16 protein-coding genes are annotated in these 17,076 nt (G+C 73.4%); 2 read left to right on the top strand and 14 right to left on the bottom strand.

Translation table 11 applies throughout. The features are described from left to right. Positions 1-52 precede the first annotated feature (52 nt). The 4 genes from BLT76_RS01515 to trpS are packed head-to-tail and all read right to left on the bottom strand — an operon-like array spanning position 53 to position 2,933. On the bottom strand, positions 53-274 hold the full coding sequence (locus BLT76_RS01515; protein ID WP_090850053.1) for an SCO4848 family membrane protein: 222 nt from the start codon (positions 272-274) through the stop codon (positions 53-55). Further along, positions 271-1,323: a YihY/virulence factor BrkB family protein gene (locus tag BLT76_RS01510; protein WP_090850051.1), complete on the bottom strand. Its 1,053-nt coding sequence runs from the start codon at positions 1,321-1,323 to the stop codon at positions 271-273. Before BLT76_RS01510 ends, BLT76_RS01515 begins: the two co-directional genes overlap by 4 nt. Before the next feature lie 5 nt (positions 1,324-1,328). Beyond that, complete coding sequence (locus BLT76_RS01505) at positions 1,329-1,865, bottom strand: 2'-5' RNA ligase family protein (protein WP_090850049.1); 537 nt, start codon at positions 1,863-1,865, stop codon at positions 1,329-1,331. 9 nt (positions 1,866-1,874) lie between these two features. After that, on the bottom strand, positions 1,875-2,933 hold the full coding sequence (gene trpS, locus BLT76_RS01500; protein ID WP_090850047.1) for a tryptophan--tRNA ligase: 1,059 nt from the start codon (positions 2,931-2,933) through the stop codon (positions 1,875-1,877). A 91-nt stretch (positions 2,934-3,024) separates the two neighbouring features. Here trpS and BLT76_RS01495 point away from each other — a divergent pair, with 91 nt between their 5' ends. Beyond that, complete coding sequence (locus tag BLT76_RS01495; RefSeq protein WP_170866896.1) at positions 3,025-3,738, top strand: DUF4328 domain-containing protein; 714 nt, start codon at positions 3,025-3,027, stop codon at positions 3,736-3,738. 48 nt (positions 3,739-3,786) lie between these two features. Further along, on the top strand, positions 3,787-4,905 hold the full coding sequence (locus tag BLT76_RS01490; RefSeq protein WP_090850044.1) for a GNAT family N-acetyltransferase: 1,119 nt from the start codon (positions 3,787-3,789) through the stop codon (positions 4,903-4,905). A gap of 125 nt (positions 4,906-5,030) precedes the next feature. Here the strand turns inward: BLT76_RS01490 and BLT76_RS01485 are convergent, their stop codons facing one another. From BLT76_RS01485 to BLT76_RS01440, 10 genes are all read right to left on the bottom strand, one after another. After that, complete coding sequence (locus BLT76_RS01485; protein WP_244509205.1) at positions 5,031-6,278, bottom strand: MFS transporter; 1,248 nt, start codon at positions 6,276-6,278, stop codon at positions 5,031-5,033. A gap of 25 nt (positions 6,279-6,303) precedes the next feature. Continuing rightward, positions 6,304-7,086 (bottom strand): alpha/beta fold hydrolase, encoded by a 783-nt coding sequence (locus tag BLT76_RS01480; protein WP_244509204.1) that lies wholly within the window; start codon positions 7,084-7,086, stop codon positions 6,304-6,306. An 11-nt stretch (positions 7,087-7,097) separates the two neighbouring features. Beyond that, on the bottom strand, positions 7,098-7,541 hold the full coding sequence (locus BLT76_RS01475) for a hypothetical protein (RefSeq protein ID WP_139175370.1): 444 nt from the start codon (positions 7,539-7,541) through the stop codon (positions 7,098-7,100). Further along, positions 7,538-8,686 carry a glycosyltransferase family 4 protein gene (locus BLT76_RS01470; protein ID WP_170866895.1) on the bottom strand — a complete coding sequence of 383 codons (1,149 nt, stop codon included), beginning with the start codon at positions 8,684-8,686 and terminating at the stop codon, positions 7,538-7,540. Before BLT76_RS01470 ends, BLT76_RS01475 begins: the two co-directional genes overlap by 4 nt. Before the next feature lie 145 nt (positions 8,687-8,831). Next, on the bottom strand, positions 8,832-9,623 hold the full coding sequence (locus tag BLT76_RS01465) for a DUF4184 family protein (protein ID WP_090850036.1): 792 nt from the start codon (positions 9,621-9,623) through the stop codon (positions 8,832-8,834). A 74-nt stretch (positions 9,624-9,697) separates the two neighbouring features. Continuing rightward, positions 9,698-13,207, bottom strand: coding sequence for an ABC transporter ATP-binding protein (locus BLT76_RS01460; RefSeq protein WP_090850034.1), 3,510 nt, complete (start codon positions 13,205-13,207; stop codon positions 9,698-9,700). 152 nt (positions 13,208-13,359) lie between these two features. Continuing rightward, the gene (locus BLT76_RS01455; protein WP_090850032.1) at positions 13,360-13,788 is read right to left on the bottom strand and encodes a hypothetical protein; all 429 of its coding nucleotides are present in this window, start codon (positions 13,786-13,788) and stop codon (positions 13,360-13,362) included. A gap of 23 nt (positions 13,789-13,811) precedes the next feature. Then, positions 13,812-14,300, bottom strand: coding sequence for a DinB family protein (locus tag BLT76_RS01450; protein ID WP_090850030.1), 489 nt, complete (start codon positions 14,298-14,300; stop codon positions 13,812-13,814). Position 14,301: 1 nt separating this feature from the next. Then, complete coding sequence (locus BLT76_RS01445) at positions 14,302-14,823, bottom strand: hypothetical protein (RefSeq protein ID WP_090850028.1); 522 nt, start codon at positions 14,821-14,823, stop codon at positions 14,302-14,304. After that, a complete protein-coding gene (locus tag BLT76_RS01440; RefSeq protein ID WP_090850026.1) occupies positions 14,820-17,015 on the bottom strand; it encodes an NADP-dependent isocitrate dehydrogenase in 2,196 nt (731 codons plus the stop codon). The genes BLT76_RS01445 and BLT76_RS01440 overlap by 4 nt, the downstream gene beginning before the upstream one ends. Between the last annotated feature and the right edge of the window lie 61 nt (positions 17,016-17,076).

Below are 17,076 nucleotides of genomic sequence, written 5' to 3'. Positions count from 1 at the left end.
GGCCGAGTCAGCACTAGTAGTGCTGACTCGGCCCTTTCTGCTGACCCGGGGGTCAGCGGGGCTTGCGGAGGGCTTTGAGGCCCAGGCGGCCGAGGACGACCCCGATGATCACGTTGACGACGATCAGCACGGTGTGGGCGACCCAGTAGCCGGTGGGTCGGTCCTCGCCCGAGGAGTGGGCGTTCCAGAGGTTGCGGGTGAAGGTGGCGTAGGTGACGAAGTTCCACACCGCCACCCCGACGAGCAGCCAGGCGTGCCGGCGTTCGAGCTTCACGAATCGTTCTCCCTGACCTTGTGGACCACGGCGGCGGCCGCGGCCCCCGCGACGGCGCCGGCGGCGAACGCCGCCCGGCCGGTCGGCCGGCCGTCGTCCTCATTCTCCACCTCGTCGAGCGACGGCATCCGGGGGCCCTGCACCGGCTCGGGGGGCGCGACCCAGCGGGCCTCACGCGCCTCCGGCGTCGTGTAGGCCCAGGCGGCGGCGTACAGGATCACCCGCGAGGTGTAGTTCATCCACACCACCAGGACGAGCGCGATCCCGAAGGCCTGGAAGGCCGGGTTGCCCTTCGTGGTGGCGAGCAGGACGCCGGACAGCTGCTTGAGGAGCTCGAAGACGACACCGCCCAGCAGCGCGCCCGACCACAGCGACCCGCGGGGCACGTGCGGCTCGGCCAGCAGCCGGAACATCAGGAAGAACAGCACCGCGTTGGCGCCCAGGCCCAGGGCGATGCTGAGCGCCCACACCAGCCAGCCCAGCTCGGTGCTCAGCCCGATCCAGCTCAGCACGTCACCCGAGAAGCGGGACACGAAGCCGGTGACCGCGACCGCGACCAGGAGCACGCTGCCGAGGACCACGAGCGCGATCAGGTCGCGCAGCTTGCCGGCCACGAACCCGGGCTGCTCCTTGTCGGGCGTCTCGAAGGCCACCAGCAGGGCGTCGCGCAGGGCGGAGATCCAGCCCAGGCCCGAGTACAGGACGCCGAGGACGCCGACCACGGCCGTCCAGCCCGAGAAGGTGCGGATGTCCTCCAGCGAGATCTGGCCCTCGCCGTTGCCGACGATGCCGGGCACGACCGAGTTGATGGTGTTGGCCAGGTCGGGGTCGGGACCGTCGTACAGGCTGGAGAGCCGGCCCAGCACGAAGACCGCCAGGGCCAGCAGGGGGAAGAAGGACAGGAACGCGAAGTAGGTGACCGCACCCGCCTGCTGGGCGGCCTTCACCGAGCCGTAGTGCTCCTGCATGAGCACCGCGTGGTCGACGGCCGGACGCCGACGACGTACGTCGGCGACCTTCGCAGTGATGCGGTCCGTGATCGCCGGCATGGGGGCTACCGCCTCGTGGCAGGGGGGTCTGGCTCGGTCAGGGTGAACTCACTGGTGGGTTGCCAGCCGAGCGCCTCGTCATGCACGTAGAGGTGGAAGTCACCCACCGCGAACTCGCACTCGAAGTCCGCGAGCTCGCGGAAGGCCCGGTCGAGGCGGTCGTCGTCGAGGTGGTGGGCGACGGTGACGTGCGGGTGGTACGGGAAGTCCAGGGGTACGTCGAGCGGCCCCCGTCGTACGGCGGAGGCCAGCTGCTCGCACTGCGAGATCCCCTCCACCAGGGTCACGAAGACCACCGGCGAGACCGGCCGGAAGGTGCCGGTGCCGCGCAGGTGCACGGCGAAGCCGGCGAAGTCGTCCGCGACCTCCTGCAGGTGTCCCTCGACGGCGCGCAGCTCGTCGTCGCTGAGCTCGGTCGGCGGCACCAGGGTGATGTGGGTGGGGATCATCGTGGCCGTGAGGTCGCCCACGGCCGTGCGGTAGTCCTGGAGCTCGGTGGCCCAGGGCTCGGGGATCGCCACGGCCACACCGATGGTCGGCATGCCTCGACCCTACTGAGCCGGGGCGACGAACCCGACCCGCTGGTAGACGTCGCGCAGCGTCGCCTCGGCGACCTCGCCCGCACGCTCGGCGCCCTGTTTCAGCACGGCGGTCAGGTGGGCCTGGTCGTCGAGCAGCTCCAGGGTCTTCTCGCGGAACGGCGTCACGAAGGTCACGACCGCGTCGGCGAGGTCCTTCTTCAGGTCGCCGTACCCCTTCCCGGCGTACTCCTCGGCGAGGTCGTGGACGCCGGTGCCGGTGAGCGCGGAGAAGATCGTCAGCAGGTTGGAGACGCCCGGCTTGGCCTCGGGGTCGAAGCGGACCTCGGCCTCGGAGTCGGTCACCGCGGAGCGGATCTTCTTGGCGCTGACCTTGGGGTCGTCGAGCATCTCGATGATGCCGGCCGGCGAGGACGCCGACTTCGACATCTTGGCCGTGGGCTCCTGCAGGTCGGCGATCTTGGCCGTGGCCTTGAGGATGTACGGCTCGGGCAGCCGGAAGGTCTTCTTGTAGCGGTGGTTGAACCGCTGCGCGACGTCGCGGGTGAGCTCGAGGTGCTGGCGCTGGTCCTCGCCGACCGGGACGTAGTGCGGCCGGTAGAGCAGGATGTCGGCCGCCTGCAGGATCGGGTAGGTGAACAGGCCGACGCTCGCGGCCCCCTCCCCGCCCTTGGCCGACTTGTCCTTGAACTGGGTCATCCGACGGGCCTCGCCGAAGCCGGTGAGGCACTGCAGCACCCAGGACAGCTGCGGGTGGGCCGGCACCTGCGACTGGATGAAGATCGATGAGCGGGCGGGGTCGATGCCCATGGCCAGCAGCTGGGCGGCCGCGCGCAGGGTCCGCTCGCGGAGCACCTTCGGGTCCTGCTCGACGGTGATCGCGTGCAGGTCGGCGATGAAGAAGAACGGCTCGTGGTCGCGCTGCAGGTCCACCCACTGGCGCAGCGCGCCGAGGTAGTTGCCGAAGTGGAACGAGTCGGCCGTGGGCTGGATGCCGGAGAGCACGCGCGGCCGGGCACCGCCCGACGCCTGCGTGGGCACGGCGACGTCCGGCTGGGTGGTGGTGGACATGGCAGGCATTCTCCCCGATCCCGCCACCCGGGGCGCGAACGGCCCCTACGCTGGCGCCTCCCCCGTCCCTGCACGACCGCCGGAGCCTCCCGTGAGCAACCCCTACCAGCCGCCGACGCCGTACGGCGAGCCGTACCCGGCGCAGCCGTCCGGGCCCTTCCCGCCCCAGTCCGCCTGGCCGTACGGCGCCCCGCAGCTGCGGGTCCCGAGCGACCTGGCCGTCGGCGCGATCGTCGTGGCCTCCGTGCTGACCTTCGTGCAGGTGGTGATCACGATCGCGTCGTGGCCGGCCGCCGAGAGCTACCGCCAGGCGGCGGCCGACGGCGTCCCGGCCTGGGACGTCTTCACGGTGTACGACGGCCTCACCATCCTGCTGTTCCCGAGCATGATCGCCTGCTACGTCGTCACCTGCCTGTGGCTCTCCCGCTGCCGGAGCAACATCGACACGTTCGCCCCGCACCGGCACCACGCGCGCAGCCGCTTCTGGGTCTGGCTCTGCTGGTGGGTGCCGATCGTCTCGCTGTGGTTCCCGTTCCAGGTGGTGCGCGACGTGCAGGTGGCCGACCCGTCGGGCCGGCCACCGGTGCGCCTGGGCTGGTGGTGGACGGGCTGGCTGACCTACCAGATCCTGTCCCAGGGAACCGGCCGGATGACCAGCACCGACGGTGTCATGAGCGAGGGCGTCGCCACGGCGCTGCCGGTGCTCGAGACGATCGCGACGGTCGCGCTGGTGGTCGCGCTGGTCCGGTGGGTGGCGATCGTGCGCCGGACCACCGAGGGCCAGCGGTACCTCGCGCCGCAGTAGCCGCTTATCCGGTTGGCGGTCGCCCGCCTCCTCGGTGAGGGTGTCCGCATGCCCGAGCCCCGCATCGCTCCCAGCCTCACCGACGGCGACGTCACCCTCCGCGCGCACCGGCCCGCGGACGCCGAGGGCTCGTGGGAGCAGTCCCAGGACCCGCTCTCGCAGCGCTGGACGACGGTGCCGGTGCCCTACGACATGACCGACGCCGCGACGTTCGTCGGCGAGGTCATGCCGCGGGGCTGGGCCGACGGCTCGGAGTGGGGCTTCGCGATCGAGTACGACGGCCGGTACGCCGGCACCGTCTCGCTGCGTGACCAGGGCAGCGCCCGGGCGGAGATCGCCTACGGCTCGCACCCCGCCGTGCGCGGGACCGGCGTGGTCGAGCGGGCGCTCCGGCTGCTGCTCGAGTGGGGCTTCGCCGAGCAGCGGCTCGAGACGGTGCTCTGGATGGCGCACACCGGCAACTGGGCCTCGCGTCGGGTCGCGTGGCGGCTCGGCTTCTCCTGCGACGGGACCCTGCGGCAGTGGGCTCCGCAGCGCGGTGAGCTGCGCGACGTCTGGATCGGCACCCTGCACCGCGGGGAGCCGCGCGAGCCGCGGACGACGTGGCTGGCCTGCCCGGTGGTCGAGGCGTACGGCGTACGCCTGCGGCCGATCGTCGCCGCCGACGCCCCGCGGATCCAGGAGGCGTGCAGCGACGAGCGCACCCAGCGCTGGCTCGGCCAGCTGGCGTCGCCGTACACGCGGGCGGACGCCGAGGCGTACGTCGAGTCGCGCACGGCGATGCTGGCCGACGCCCGGGGCGAGACCTGGGCGGTCACCGAGCCGGGCGACGACCGGATCCTCGGCAGCGTCGGCTGGTTCGACCACCGGCCGGGTGTGGGATGCGAGATCGGCTACTGGGCCCACCCCGACGCCCGCGGCCGCGGCGTCACCACCCGGGCGCTGGCCGCCGTGACCGACCACGTCATCGCCACCCTCGGCGTCCCCCGGGTCACCTGCTTCGCCGCCGTCGGCAACACCGCGTCGCGCCACGTCATCGAGGCCAACGGCTTCCAGCAGTACGGCGTCGAGCGGCTCGGCGCCCGAGTCCGCGACGGCCGCGCCGACCTCGCGCTCTACGACGTCCTCGCCGACGAGTGGCCCTCCCGCCGACCCGTCACTGGATGACCTGTTTCTGCGGCGTGTCGGTCAGCCGGTGACGGTTCGACCAGCGGACGCCGTACGCCGCTCAGCGACCCGTCGATCTCGGATCGACACGCCGCGAAAAGGCGACATCGAGTGACGGGTCGCGGTCAGGCGTGGTCGCGGCGGTGGCTGGCCGCCGACCAGAGGAGGATGCCGATGCCGAGGACCGACAGGGCCGCACCGACGAGGGCGGGCGAGCGGTAGCCGTAGCCGGCCGCGATCACCAGGCCGCCCAGCCAGGCACCGAGCGCGTTGGCGGTGTTCAGGGCCGCGTGGTTCATCGCCGCGCCGAGGGTGACCGCATCGCCGGCGACGTCCATCAGCCGCAGCTGCAGGTTGGTGACCAGGATCGAGCCGATGGCGGTGATCGAGAAGACCACCGGCAGCAGCCACCAGCCGTACGGCGCGACCGCCCAGAAGACCAGCATGATCACAACCGAGCCGACGCCTGACCACAGCAGCGACCGGAAGACCGACCAGGCCGCGAGCTCGCCCGCGAGCCAGGTGCCGCCGACCATGCCGAGTCCGAAGGCCAGCAGGAAGAACGGGACCGCGCCCTCGCTGAGGCCGGCGACGTCGGTGACCGTGGTGGCGATGTAGGAGTAGACGGCGAACAGCCCGCCGAACCCGATCGCACCGGCGGCCATGGTCAGCCAGACCTGCTTGCGGCTGAAGAAGTCACGCGCCTCCTGGCGACCGGTGGCCTCCTTGTCGCCCGGCACCGACGGCACGAACAGCAGCACCAGGACCATCGTCAGCAGCGCGATGACCGAGGTCATCACGTACGCCGCGCGCCAGCCCATGGCCTGGCCGACCCAGGTCGCGGCCGGGACGCCGACCACGTTGGCGAAGGAGAGACCGAGCATCACGCTGGCCACCGCGCGGCCGCGATGCCGCGGCTCGGCGAGGCTGGCGGCGACCAGGCTGGCGACGCCGAAGTAGGCGCCGTGCGGCAGCCCGTCGAGGAAGCGGGCCAGGGTGAGCAGGCCGTAGCCGCTGGCGGCCGCGCTGAGCAGGTTGAACGCGCCGTACGCGCCCATCAGGCCGACCAGCAGGCCGCGTCGCGGCAGTCGCGCGGCGAAGAAGGACAGGATCGGCACACCGACGACGACCCCGAGCGCGTACGCCGAGATCACGTGGCCGGCCTTCGGCTCCGAGACGCCGATGCCCTCGGCGATCTGCGGGAGCAGCCCCATGGTCACGAACTCGGTGGTGCCGATCGCGAAGCCGCCGACGGCGAGCGCGAGCACGGCGAGCACGAACCTTCGGCCACCGAGCTCCGGGGTCGAGTCGGTGCTGGTGGCGGGCGCGGTCGTCGTCATGATCGCTTTCGGCTCGGAGTCGGGCGGACTCATCCTCCAACCTGGCCCCCGCGGGCACCTATTCCAGGAACTCCCGGACCAGCGGCGTGATGTCGGTCGCGGACTCCTCGAAGAACCCGTGTCGGCCGCCCTCGTGCAGGTGCAGCAGCGCTCCCGGGATCCGCTCGGCGAGCAGCGGCGCGTTGGCGGTCGGCACCATCCGGTCGTCGGTGCCGTGCAGCACCAGGGTCGGCGCAGTGATCCGCGGCAGCAGGTCCCAGGCGTCGTGCCGGGCGCTGGCCCGCAGGTGGGCCCGGGTCTCGTCGGCGCTCATCGCCCGGTCGCCGAACAGCACGCTGTCCTCGGGCCGGTGCGGCCACGCGTCGGTGTAGAAGAGGTCGCGCAGCACCGCCCGGCGGTGGGCCGGGTCGGGGTGGGCCAGCTCCCGTCGTACGGCGGCGTCGCGCTCGTGGGCGTGCGCGCCGCCAGGCGAGGTGCAGGCCAGCACCAGCCGATCGACCAGCTCCGGGTGCTCCCCCGCCAGCACCTGGGCGACCCGACCGCCCATCGACGTGCCGTAGACCGGGACCGGCCCGCCCACCAGATGCTCGACGACCGCGGCCGCGTCCGCGGCGAAGAGCCGCGTCGACCACTCCGTCACGGGCCCGCGGCTGTCGCCGGTGCCGCGCTGGTCGAGGCTGATCGTGCGCCAGCGGTCCTCGAAGCCGCCGCGCACGTGGTCCCACCAGTGGTGGTTGTTGGCCTGCCCGGCCAGCAGGAGCAGCGGTGGTCCGTCGTCGGGACCGGCGAGCTGGACGGCGATCCCGAAGCCGTCGGACGTCGGGACGGTCAGGGTCTCCACGGTCGTCGAGGCTAGCCCTCGGGTTCCAGACGGCGGAGAACGGCCAGCTCGCGGGAGCCGGCCCGGATGGTCCCCTCCGCGTGAGCGCGACTGACGGTCCCGAATCCCGCCACCATCTCGATCCGCGCACTGCGGATCGACGCCTCGGCCTGGGCGACGAGGAGCGCGACGAGGCCCCGATCGCTCACCGGCACGTCCGCCGCCGACGTCCCGGCCGATGCCGCGGCGACCGGCCGGGTGACCACGACCGTGCGGCCCCACTCGCGCATCAGGGAGGTCAGGGCGCGCACGTCGTCCCGCTGCGCCACGCGCGTACGACGGGCGGAGGCGCGCAGCCGCGGGTCGCGGGCTCCGGCGACCACGGCATCACTGGCGAGACCCGCGTCCCGGAGGGCCCTCAGCGCGTCCCGGACATAGCTGAGGTCGGCGTCGTTGTGGGCGCTCTCGGAGGTCACGATGCCACCCCTCCCGCTCCACAGGCGGCGCGGGTGGTCGCGGGGACCGGCCACCTCGTCGGCGGTGCGGCCGACGGCAGGTTGACCATCTCCTCCAGCTCCTGGACGACGCGGTACGGCGTGGTCGTCGACGGCGACCTGAGCACGTCCAGCAGCGTGTCGACCGACTGGGCCACCGTGTACCTCTCGGCGGCCAGCGCCCGTTCCGCTCCCGAGACTGGGGGCAGCGACAAGGACTCGACGATCCCGAGCGCCAGCGCCTCGGCGTGGTCGGCCTCGACCAGGCGCAGCCCGCCGCACTGGGTCTCCGGGAGACCGCCGTCGTCCGAGGCCACGACCCGGGCTCCGGCGTGCTGCGCCTCGATCGAGACGATCCCGAAGGTCTCGTGCCAGTACTGCCCGTTCGAGGGCATCGCCACCACGTCGTGCGCCGCCATCAGCGCCGCGACGCCGGCCGGGGTGGTCCGGGCGGGCACCAGGTCGACGCGGGGATGGGTCCGGAGCATCGCCTCGATGATGCGGCCCTGCGGCTTGTCGGCGCCCGCCGTCGTGACGGTGAAGTGCAGGGAAGGGTCCTGGTCGACCAGCTCGCTGTGCAGCATCGAGAGGAAGGTGTAGATCCCCTTCTCCGGGCTCAGCCGACCCGCGTAGAGCACGCGTTGTCGACCAGGCTCGGGCGCGGGACGCGGCACCACCGCGAAGACGGGCTCCGCAAACGGGTGGACGACGTGCACGGTGTCGACGTCCACGTCGAGGAACTGCGCCCACAGGCCTGCGGCGTAGCGGCTCGTGGCGATCAGGGTCCGGTCGCGGGTGGCGGCCGCCACCTCGGCCCGGCGCGGTCCCCGCAGCGGCGGCGGCACGTGCAGGATCTGGTACGCCGGGCCGCGGGTCGGAACGAGCGGCGCCTCGCTGACGAAGACCGCCGTGCCGTCCAGCCCGGTGACGTCCTCGAGGCGGGGCAGCGCGAGGAACGGGACGTCGGCGAACTCCTCGCGACCGTCCGCGGCACCGAGCCCGATGCTGACGACGCGCGCGGCGATGCCTCGACGGTTCAGCTCCCGGACCTGGCCGACGGTGTAGTTCTCCGAGCCGCCGGTGCCCGCGGGGAGCCGCTCGCCCGGGGACCACACGAACGAGATCACCGGAACGCCCGGTGGGGTGCTGGCTGCTGAGTCGTGCGCTGTCGCGAGTTCATCTCGCTGCCGCCTCAAGTTGCTGCTGGCGCCGGACTCGCGGGGTGCCGTGGAGCACGGCACACGGCCTGGCACTTGCAGTCTTGCCCCCACCCTAGCCGAGGGCCCGGCCGCCGTTGACCGCGACGGCGTTCCGGACCAGCCGGACGACGTGCCAGACCGCGGCGTACCAGACGACGACCACGGCGAGGGCGGCTCCGCCCTGGACCACCAGCTCGCGGGCCAGGTGGTCGGCGAGGGCGGAGCGGCTGAAGCCGCCGTACTCGTGCAGGTCGTCGCAGACCTGCCCGGCGACCTGGGCCACCCGGACGACGCCCCAGGCCAGCGGCAGCGCGAGCAGTGCGCCCAGGGCTGCCGTGCGCGTGCGGGGCGCCAGGAGGCGCCCGTCGGGCAGCGGGCGCGGGGTGGTGGTGCGCCACCAGTGCACGGCCCAGCCCAGCAGGACGAGCGCGCCCAGCACGTCGCTGAGCAGGTTGAGGCGGGTCGACCAGCCGTAGCCGGCCGCATCGGCCGCCGCGTCCCACAGCAGGTGGGTCGCCGCCCCGACCGCCAGCGACACCACGATGAGGGCGGCGGCCCGCGGGCTGCGCCAGACGAGTCCGTACGGCGACAATCGGCCCGCCACGGCAGGTGGCAGCAGCGCGACGAGCGGCCGCCGGAGCACGCCGTGGAACACGGCCAGGAGCACCAGTGCGATCGCCGGGTCCAGCCACAGCAGCGAGGACGCCGAGTGGGTCAGCGTCAGGTTGTAGTCGCCACCGATCCACCGCAGCGAGACGAAGTAGGGCAGGTCCGGTGCCACCGAGCCGAGGAAGAGCGCGGACGGCACCAGCGGGGTGCGCACGAGCGGGAGGACGGCGGCGGGGTGGACGAGCGTGAACGGCACACCACGACGCTAGGTCGCCGGCCGGGTCGCTCACCTCGGCCGGAGGTACCGGACCCGTGGCCCGAGGTGCCGGGTTACCCCGCCAGGTGCCCCCAGGTCGGCGCCAGCTCGGCCCACGGCCCGACGCCGGCGACGGTGCCGTCGACCAGGACCACGACCCGGTCGGCCTGGGCCAGGGCCGCCTGCTTCGACGTCGCGCCGAGGACGGTCGTGCCGCGCTCGCGCAGGGCCCGCCACAGCTCGATCTCGGTGGCGGCGTCGAGGGCGCTCGAGACGTCGTCGGCGAGCAGCAGCTCGGTCTCGGCGGCCAGGGCGCGGGCCAGCGCGAGCCGCTGGACCTGACCGCCGGAGAGCCGGACCCCGCGGTGGCCGACCAGGGCGTCGGGCCCGCCGGCGTCGGCGACGTCGGCGGCCAGCCGGGCGTCGGCGACCGCGCCGTCGAACGGCCGCTCGTGGCCGAGCCGGACGTTGTCGGCGAAGGTGCCGGAGAGCACCCGCGGCACCTGGGCGATGTGGGCGACCTGCCCCGGCCGCAGGAAGGTCTGGGCGTCGACCACCTCGGCGCCGTTCCAGCGGATCGACCCGGTGTGCTCGACCAGGCCGGCCAGGGCGGCCAGCAGGCTGGACTTGCCGGAACCGACCTGGCCCAGCAGCAGCACCAGCTCGCCGGCCTGGAGGGTCAGGTCGACCCCGACCACGCCGCGGACCCCGTCGTCGTGGACCGCCTCGACTCCCCGCAGCTCCAGCTCGCGCAGGGGCACCCGCTCAGCGGTGGCCGGAGCCGGGGCGGCACCGGTCACGAGGTCGACCCCCGGCGGGAGGTCCATCAGGTCGACCCCGCCGGCGAGCCGACTGGTCGCCTGCTGCCAGGAGCGGGTGCCGGGCGCCTCGGTGATGACCGCGCCCGCGACCCGGCCGAACCAGTCGAAGCCGTTGACGGCGTTGGCGACCAGCAGCGCGGTCGCCAACCCCCAGCCGCCCGAGAAGAAGACCGCCCAGGCGGCGACCACGCCGGCCTGGACCATGACGACCGGGACGCCGTCGAGGACCGCCTGGACGCGGTGCTCGCGCACGGCGGCGTCCACCCGGCCACCGTCGACCCGGCGCAGGTGGGCGTGGACGTCAGGGGTGGCGGCAGCCAGCTTGACCGTGCGCGCGGACTCCAGCGCGGAGACCAGCGAGCGACCGAACCGGGCCCGGGCCGCGGAGGAGGCGGTCGCCGAGCGGCCCGCGATCGGCCGGCCGACCGACGAGGCCAGGGCCGAGGCCACCATCACGGCCAGCAGCACGCCGCCGGCCAGCAGGCTGCCGCCCAGGATCGCGGTCACGACCACGATGGCCAGGCCGTTGACGAAGTCGACCCAGCGGTCGGCGTAGCGGGCGAACCGGTCGGCGTCCATCGCGCGGGCGACCACCTCGCCGGGCGGGGTGCGGGTCAGCCGGTGCTGCTCGGTCTGGCCGGCGAGGACGCCCATCCGCACACGGAGCATCACCTCGATCCACCAGCGCGGGTAGCGGACGAACGCGCTCGCCAGCAGCAGCGGCGCCGCGAGCAGCGACACGACCAGCCCGAGGGTCAGCAGCACCGGCTGGCCACCCGCCTGCAGGTCCTCGACGATGTGGCCCCAGACCAGCCCGGTGACCGCGCCGTAGGCGCCGACGACGGCCGCCACCAGGAAGAGCACGGCGCCGGCGACGCCCCACCGCGGCTCGACCAGCAGGGCATGGGTGATGCCGCGGGTCAGGCTCGGCCCGTCGGGCACCACCGGGAGGTCCGGCGGCGCGCCGGAGCGTCGTACGCCGCCGACGGCGGTGGCGGGCTCGTCCTCCGGCTCCTCGGCCTGCTCGGAGCCGCCTGCGTCGAGCAGGTCGCGGAAGTGGCCGGGGCGGGTGGCGAGCAGCGCGCGCGGACCCTGCTGGACGACCCGGCCGAGCTCCAGCACGGCGACCAGGTCGGCCCGGGCCACCGTCGAGAGCCGGTGGGCCACCAGGACGCCGGTGCGGCCCGCGAGCAGCCGCTCGGACGCTCGTACGACGCGCGCCTCGGTGAGCGGGTCCATCCGCGCGGTCGCCTCGTCGAGGACCACGACCCGGACGTCGCGGACGAGCAGCCGGGCGAAGGCGACCAACTGCTCCTCGCCCGCCGAGAGGGTGGTGCCACCGGGTCCGAGCCGGGTGTCGAGGCCGTCGGGCAGGCCCGCGACCCAGTCGGCGAGGCCCAGCTCGGCGACCGCCGCCTCGATCCGCGGCCGGGGCAGGTCGGCGAAGAGGGCGACGTTCTCGGCGAGCGTGCCGGCGAGGATCTCGGTGCGCTGGGTGACCACGCCGACCGAGGCGCGCAGCCGCTGCAGGTCGAGCTCGAGGACGTCGACCCCGCCCAGCAGGACGCTGCCCGGCTCCGGGTCGACCGCGCGCGACAGCAGCGAGGCGAGGGTGGACTTGCCGGACCCGGTGCGGCCGACGAGGGCGATCGTCTGACCCGCCGGGACCCGCAGGTCGACGTCGCGCAGCGCGAAGGTGCCCTCGGCGTAGGAGAAGTGCAGCCCGCGCAGCTCCACCTCGAGGCTGCCGTCGGGCAGCGGCCGGCCGCCGATCGGCTCCGGCTCCGCGCCCAGCATCTGGCGCAGCCGGATCAGCGCCCCGACCCCCGCCTGGAGGTCGGGCAGGTGGCGGGCAACCTGGTCGATCTGGCCGACGAACATCGTCGTGACCAGGAACAGCGTCACCAGGCGCGGCACGGACAGATCGCCGCCCGCGGCCAGCGCGACCCCGACCACGCCCACCCCCGCGAGCAGGCCGTGCAGCAGCAGGCCGGCGCGCCGCGCGAGCCGGGTCTCGACGGCCAGCACCTGGCCGAACAGCTCGTGCACGCGGGCCGACAGCCCCGCGAGCCGTCGTACGACGTGGGCCTGGCCGAGGCTGGTGCGCAGGTCGTCGCGGCCGGTGACGCCCTCCTCCATCGCAGCCGCGTGGTCGGTCCAGGCCATCTCCTCGACGACCTTGCGGCGCGCGATCTCGCCGAGCAGCGGCCGGACGATCACGAAGGTGACCACCCCGACCACCGGGAAGAGGAACCAGGCTGGCCACCAGGTCACCCCGGCGACGATCCACATCGGCACCGTGGTGAAGACGGTGCGCAGCGCGTCCCAGACCTGCCGACGCACGAGCGCGCCGACCTCGTGGGTGTCGTCGTCGACGCGGTCGAGCACCTCGCCGACGGCCTGCTCGGACAGCAGCGCCAGCGGCTGGTGCAGCGCGGCCTCGAGCAGGTCGGCGCGGAGCTGGCCCTCGGCCCGGTCCGACACCCCCGCCCAGGCGGTGCGGCCGATCGTGTCGAGCACGGCGGAGCCGACCACGCAGATCGCGAGCAGCCCGACCAGCCGCCCGGTCGGGTCGTCGGCCAGCCGGCCGGCCACCACGGTGCCGAGGGCCTGACCGATCGCGGAGATCATCGAGGCGACCAGCGCCGCGATCGCCACGCCGTTGCGCAGCCGGCGCCAGTCGACGCGGCGGCGCGGGTCCTCCGTCGTCGGGAGGAGGGTGGTCGTGGCGGTGGTGGTGTCCCCGAGGGTGGCGCTGCTCATCAAGGGACGACGGTACGACGCACCACCGACCATCCTCGACAGGTTTTCGCCTGGCCCGTGGCCGACGTCATACGGACCCGGTGCTCGAGACCACTGCCACGTCTGACCGGGTCGCCCACGCGCCGAGCGGTGGCCGGGGCCCGGCGGACGCCTCAGCAGACGTCGGTCAGCCCGCGGGCGGCCTCGTCGTACTCCTCCTGAGCGGACGCGACGGCCTCGTCGTCGACCTGGGTGCCGTCGGCGGCGGCGCTCGCCTGGTCGAGCAGGTCGTCGACGGCGCTCCGCGCCTGCTCCAGCCGCTCGCGGGTCTCGCCGCCGAGCCCACGCTCGGCGGCGGCGAGGCTGTCCCGGAGGGCGGTGAGCTCACGGCGGGCGGAGGCGCGCTCGGAGGCGGTGCCCGAGGCCAGGTCGCGGGCGATGCCGTCGACCCGGCTGCGCGCGTCGTCGACGACGCCGCCGGCGACCGCGCAGGCCGCGTCCGACGCGGCGTCGGAGGCGGCGTCGCGGACGGCGTCCTCGGCGTCCGAGCAGGCGGCGAGGGTGAGGACGGCGAGCAGGGCGAGCGGCGCGAGACGGGTCACGCCACCGAGGGTGACAGGGCGTCTCAAGGCCGGGAGGCGAGCACCTGCTCGCGCAGGATGTCGGCGTGTCCGCCGTGCTGGGCCAGCTCGCGCAGCAGGTGGAGGTAGATCCATCGGAGCGGCAACGGCCCCCGCCTGTTGCCGCTGACGACGTCGTCGGGTCCCAGCCCCGCCGCCGCGCGCCGGGACGCCGCACAGGCCTCGTCGTACGCCGCCCGCACCGACGCGATCGTGTCCTCGGGCGCCAGCACGAAGGAGTCGTCCGGGTGCTCCGGCAGTCCCAGCTCGGCCCGCGACCGGCCGGTGAAGGCCTCCTCGAACCAGACCCGCTCGACGAACACCGCGTGCTTGACCAGCCCCAGCAGGGTGGTCCGCGACGGCACCAGCGAGCGGCGCGCCTCCTCCTCGCTCAGCCCGTCGAGGCAGGCGACCAGCCCGGCCCGGTGCTCGTCGACGAACACCTCGAGCTGATCGCGCAGCGGGGCGTGGAGGACGTCCTGGGAGCTCGGCACCTCAGCCGGCCACCACCTGGACGGCGGACTCGATGGCCAGGACCTGGCCGCCGGCCGGTGCGCACGGCTTGCCCGCGAAGGGCGAGCCGGCCACGTCGACCAGGCTGCCGGTCGCCCGGACCTCCTGGTCGGCGCGGGCGGCGGGCTTGCCGTCGGGGTCGTAGACCGTGAGCGTGCCGCCCGGGCTCAGCCGCGCGGAGAACCCGGCGGGCCAGGCCACGGCGACCTCGCCGTCGTCGGTGACCAGCACCGCGCAGTCGTCGTCGTCCGCCGCCAGCACCCCGATCACCGGCTCCGTGCCGGCCGGCTGCCCCGGCTGCCACGACGACGCCAGCAGCGGCGCCGTGGTGCCCTGGATGTCGGCGTCGTCGTAGTTCCAGACCACCAGCCCGAACAGCCCGGCGGCGATCAGGACCGGGATCACGACGGCGGCGACGTACCCCCTCGTCGAGAGGGCCCGTCGTCCGTACGTCGGGTCCGGCCCCAGGGGCTGGCCCGGCTGCTCGGCCTGCTGGTCGGTCATCGGGCGAGCGTCGCCAGCGCCTCGTTGAGGGTCGCCGACGGGCGCATCACGGCGTCCGCCTTGGCGTCGTCGGGCTGGTAGTAGCCCCCGATGTCGGCCGGGCTGCCCTGCACGCCGTTGAGCTCGCCGACGATCTTCTCCTCCTGGGAGGTCAGCGCCTCCGCGAAGGGGGTGAAGATCTCGGCCAGCGCCGCGTCGTCGGTCTGCTGCGCCAGCTCCTGGGCCCAGTAGAGGGCCAGGTAGAAGTGCGAGCCGCGATTGTCGATGCCGCCCACGCGACGCGTCGGCGACTTGTCGTTCTCGAGGAACGTGCCGGTGGCCTTGTCGAGGGTGTCGGCCAGCACCTGCGCGCGCGGGTTGCTGTCGTAGCCCGCGAGGTGCTCGAACGACGCGGCGAGCGCGAAGAACTCGCCCAGGCTGTCCCAGCGCAGGTAGTTCTCCTTGACGAGCTGCTGCACGTGCTTGGGCGCGGAGCCGCCGGCGCCGGTCTCGAACAGGCCGCCGCCGTTCATCAGCGGGACGACGGAGAGCATCTTCGCCGAGGTGCCGAGCTCGAGGATCGGGAACAGGTCGGTGTTGTAGTCGCGCAGCACGTTGCCGGTCACCGAGATGGTGTCCTCGCCCTTGCGGATCCGCTCCAGCGAGTACGCCGTCGCCTCGGCCGGGGCCAGGATCTCGATGGTCAGGCCGTCGGTGTCGTGCTCGGGCAGGTACTTCTTCACGAGCTCGATCAGGTTGGCGTCGTGGGCGCGGGTCTCGTCGAGCCAGAAGACGGCCGGCGAGCCGGTGGCACGGGCACGGGTGACGGCCAGCTTGACCCAGTCGCGGATCGGGGCGTCCTTGGTCTGGCAGGCGCGCCAGATGTCGCCCGGCTGCACATCGTGGCTGATCAGCACCTCGCCGGCCGCGTTGACGACCTGGACCGTGCCGGCGGCCGGGATCTCGAAGGTCTTGTCGTGCGAGCCGTACTCCTCGGCCGCCTTGGCCATCAGGCCGACGTTGGGCACCGAGCCCATGGTGGCCGGGTCGAAGGCGCCGTGGGCGCGGCAGTCGTCGATGACGGTCTGGTAGACCCCGGCGTACGACGAGTCCGGGATCACCGCGAGCGTGTCGGCCTCCTCGCCGTCCGGGCCCCACATGTGGCCGGAGGTGCGGATCATCGCCGGCATCGAGGCGTCGATGATGACGTCGCTCGGCACGTGCAGGTTGGTGATGCCCTTGTCGGAGTCGACCATGGCCAGCGCCGGGCCGTCGGCCAGCCCCTGCTGGACGGCCGCCTTGATGGCCTCGCCCTCGGGAAGGCCTTCGACCGCGCTGAGCAGGCCGCCCAGGCCGTCGTTCGGGGAGATGCCGGCGGCCTTCAGCTGCTCGCCGTACTGCTCGAAGAGGGTCGGGAAGAACGCCTGCACGACGTGGCCGAAGATGATCGGGTCGGAGACCTTCATCATCGTGGCCTTCAGGTGGGCGGAGAACAGCACGCCCTCGGCCTTGGCCCGCGCGACCTGCTCGCTCAGGAAGCGGCGCAGCGCGGCGACGTCCATGTAGGTGCCGTCGACGACCTCGCCCGCGAGGACCTTGATGCCGGTCTTGAGCTCGGTCTCGGTGCCGTCGGCGGCGACCAGCTTGATGGTCAGGGTGTCGTCGGCGGGGATGACCACGGACTTCTCGTTGGACCGGAAGTCGTGCTCGCCCATGGTGGCGACGTTGGTCTTGGAGTCGGCGGTCCAGGCACCCATGCGGTGCGGGTGGGCCTTCGCGTAGTTCTTCACCGAGAGCGGCGCGCGGCGGTCGGAGTTGCCTTCGCGCAGCACCGGGTTGACCGCGGAGCCCTTGACCTTGTCGTACTTGGCCGCGGTGGCCTTGTCCTCGTCGCTCTGCGGGTTCTCGGGGTAGTCGGGCAGGTCGTAGCCCTTCCCCTGCAGCTCCTTGATCGCGGCCTTCAGCTGCGGGACGGAGGCGGAGACGTTGGGCAGCTTGATGATGTTGGCCTCGGGCTTGGTGGCCAGCTCGCCCAGCTCGCCCAGCGCGTCGTCGGCCAGCCCGAACTGGGCCAGGATCCGCGCCGCGACCGAGATGTCGCGGGTCTCCACCTCGACGCCGGCCTGCGCGGCGTACGCCTGGATGATCGGCAGGAAGGAGTACGTCGCCAGCAGCGGCGCCTCGTCGGTGTGGGTGTAGATGATCGTGGCCATGGCGCAGCGACTCCTGAGCTGGTGGAGGAAGTTTCTCGACGTCAAGATACCTGACGGCTCC

The sequence above is a fragment of the Nocardioides lianchengensis genome (assembly GCF_900101465.1).
Lineage (GTDB): Bacteria > Actinomycetota > Actinomycetes > Propionibacteriales > Nocardioidaceae > Nocardioides > Nocardioides lianchengensis.
The sequence above is the reverse complement of the archived record's forward strand: the minus strand, read 5'-3'. Positions and strand labels throughout refer to the sequence as shown.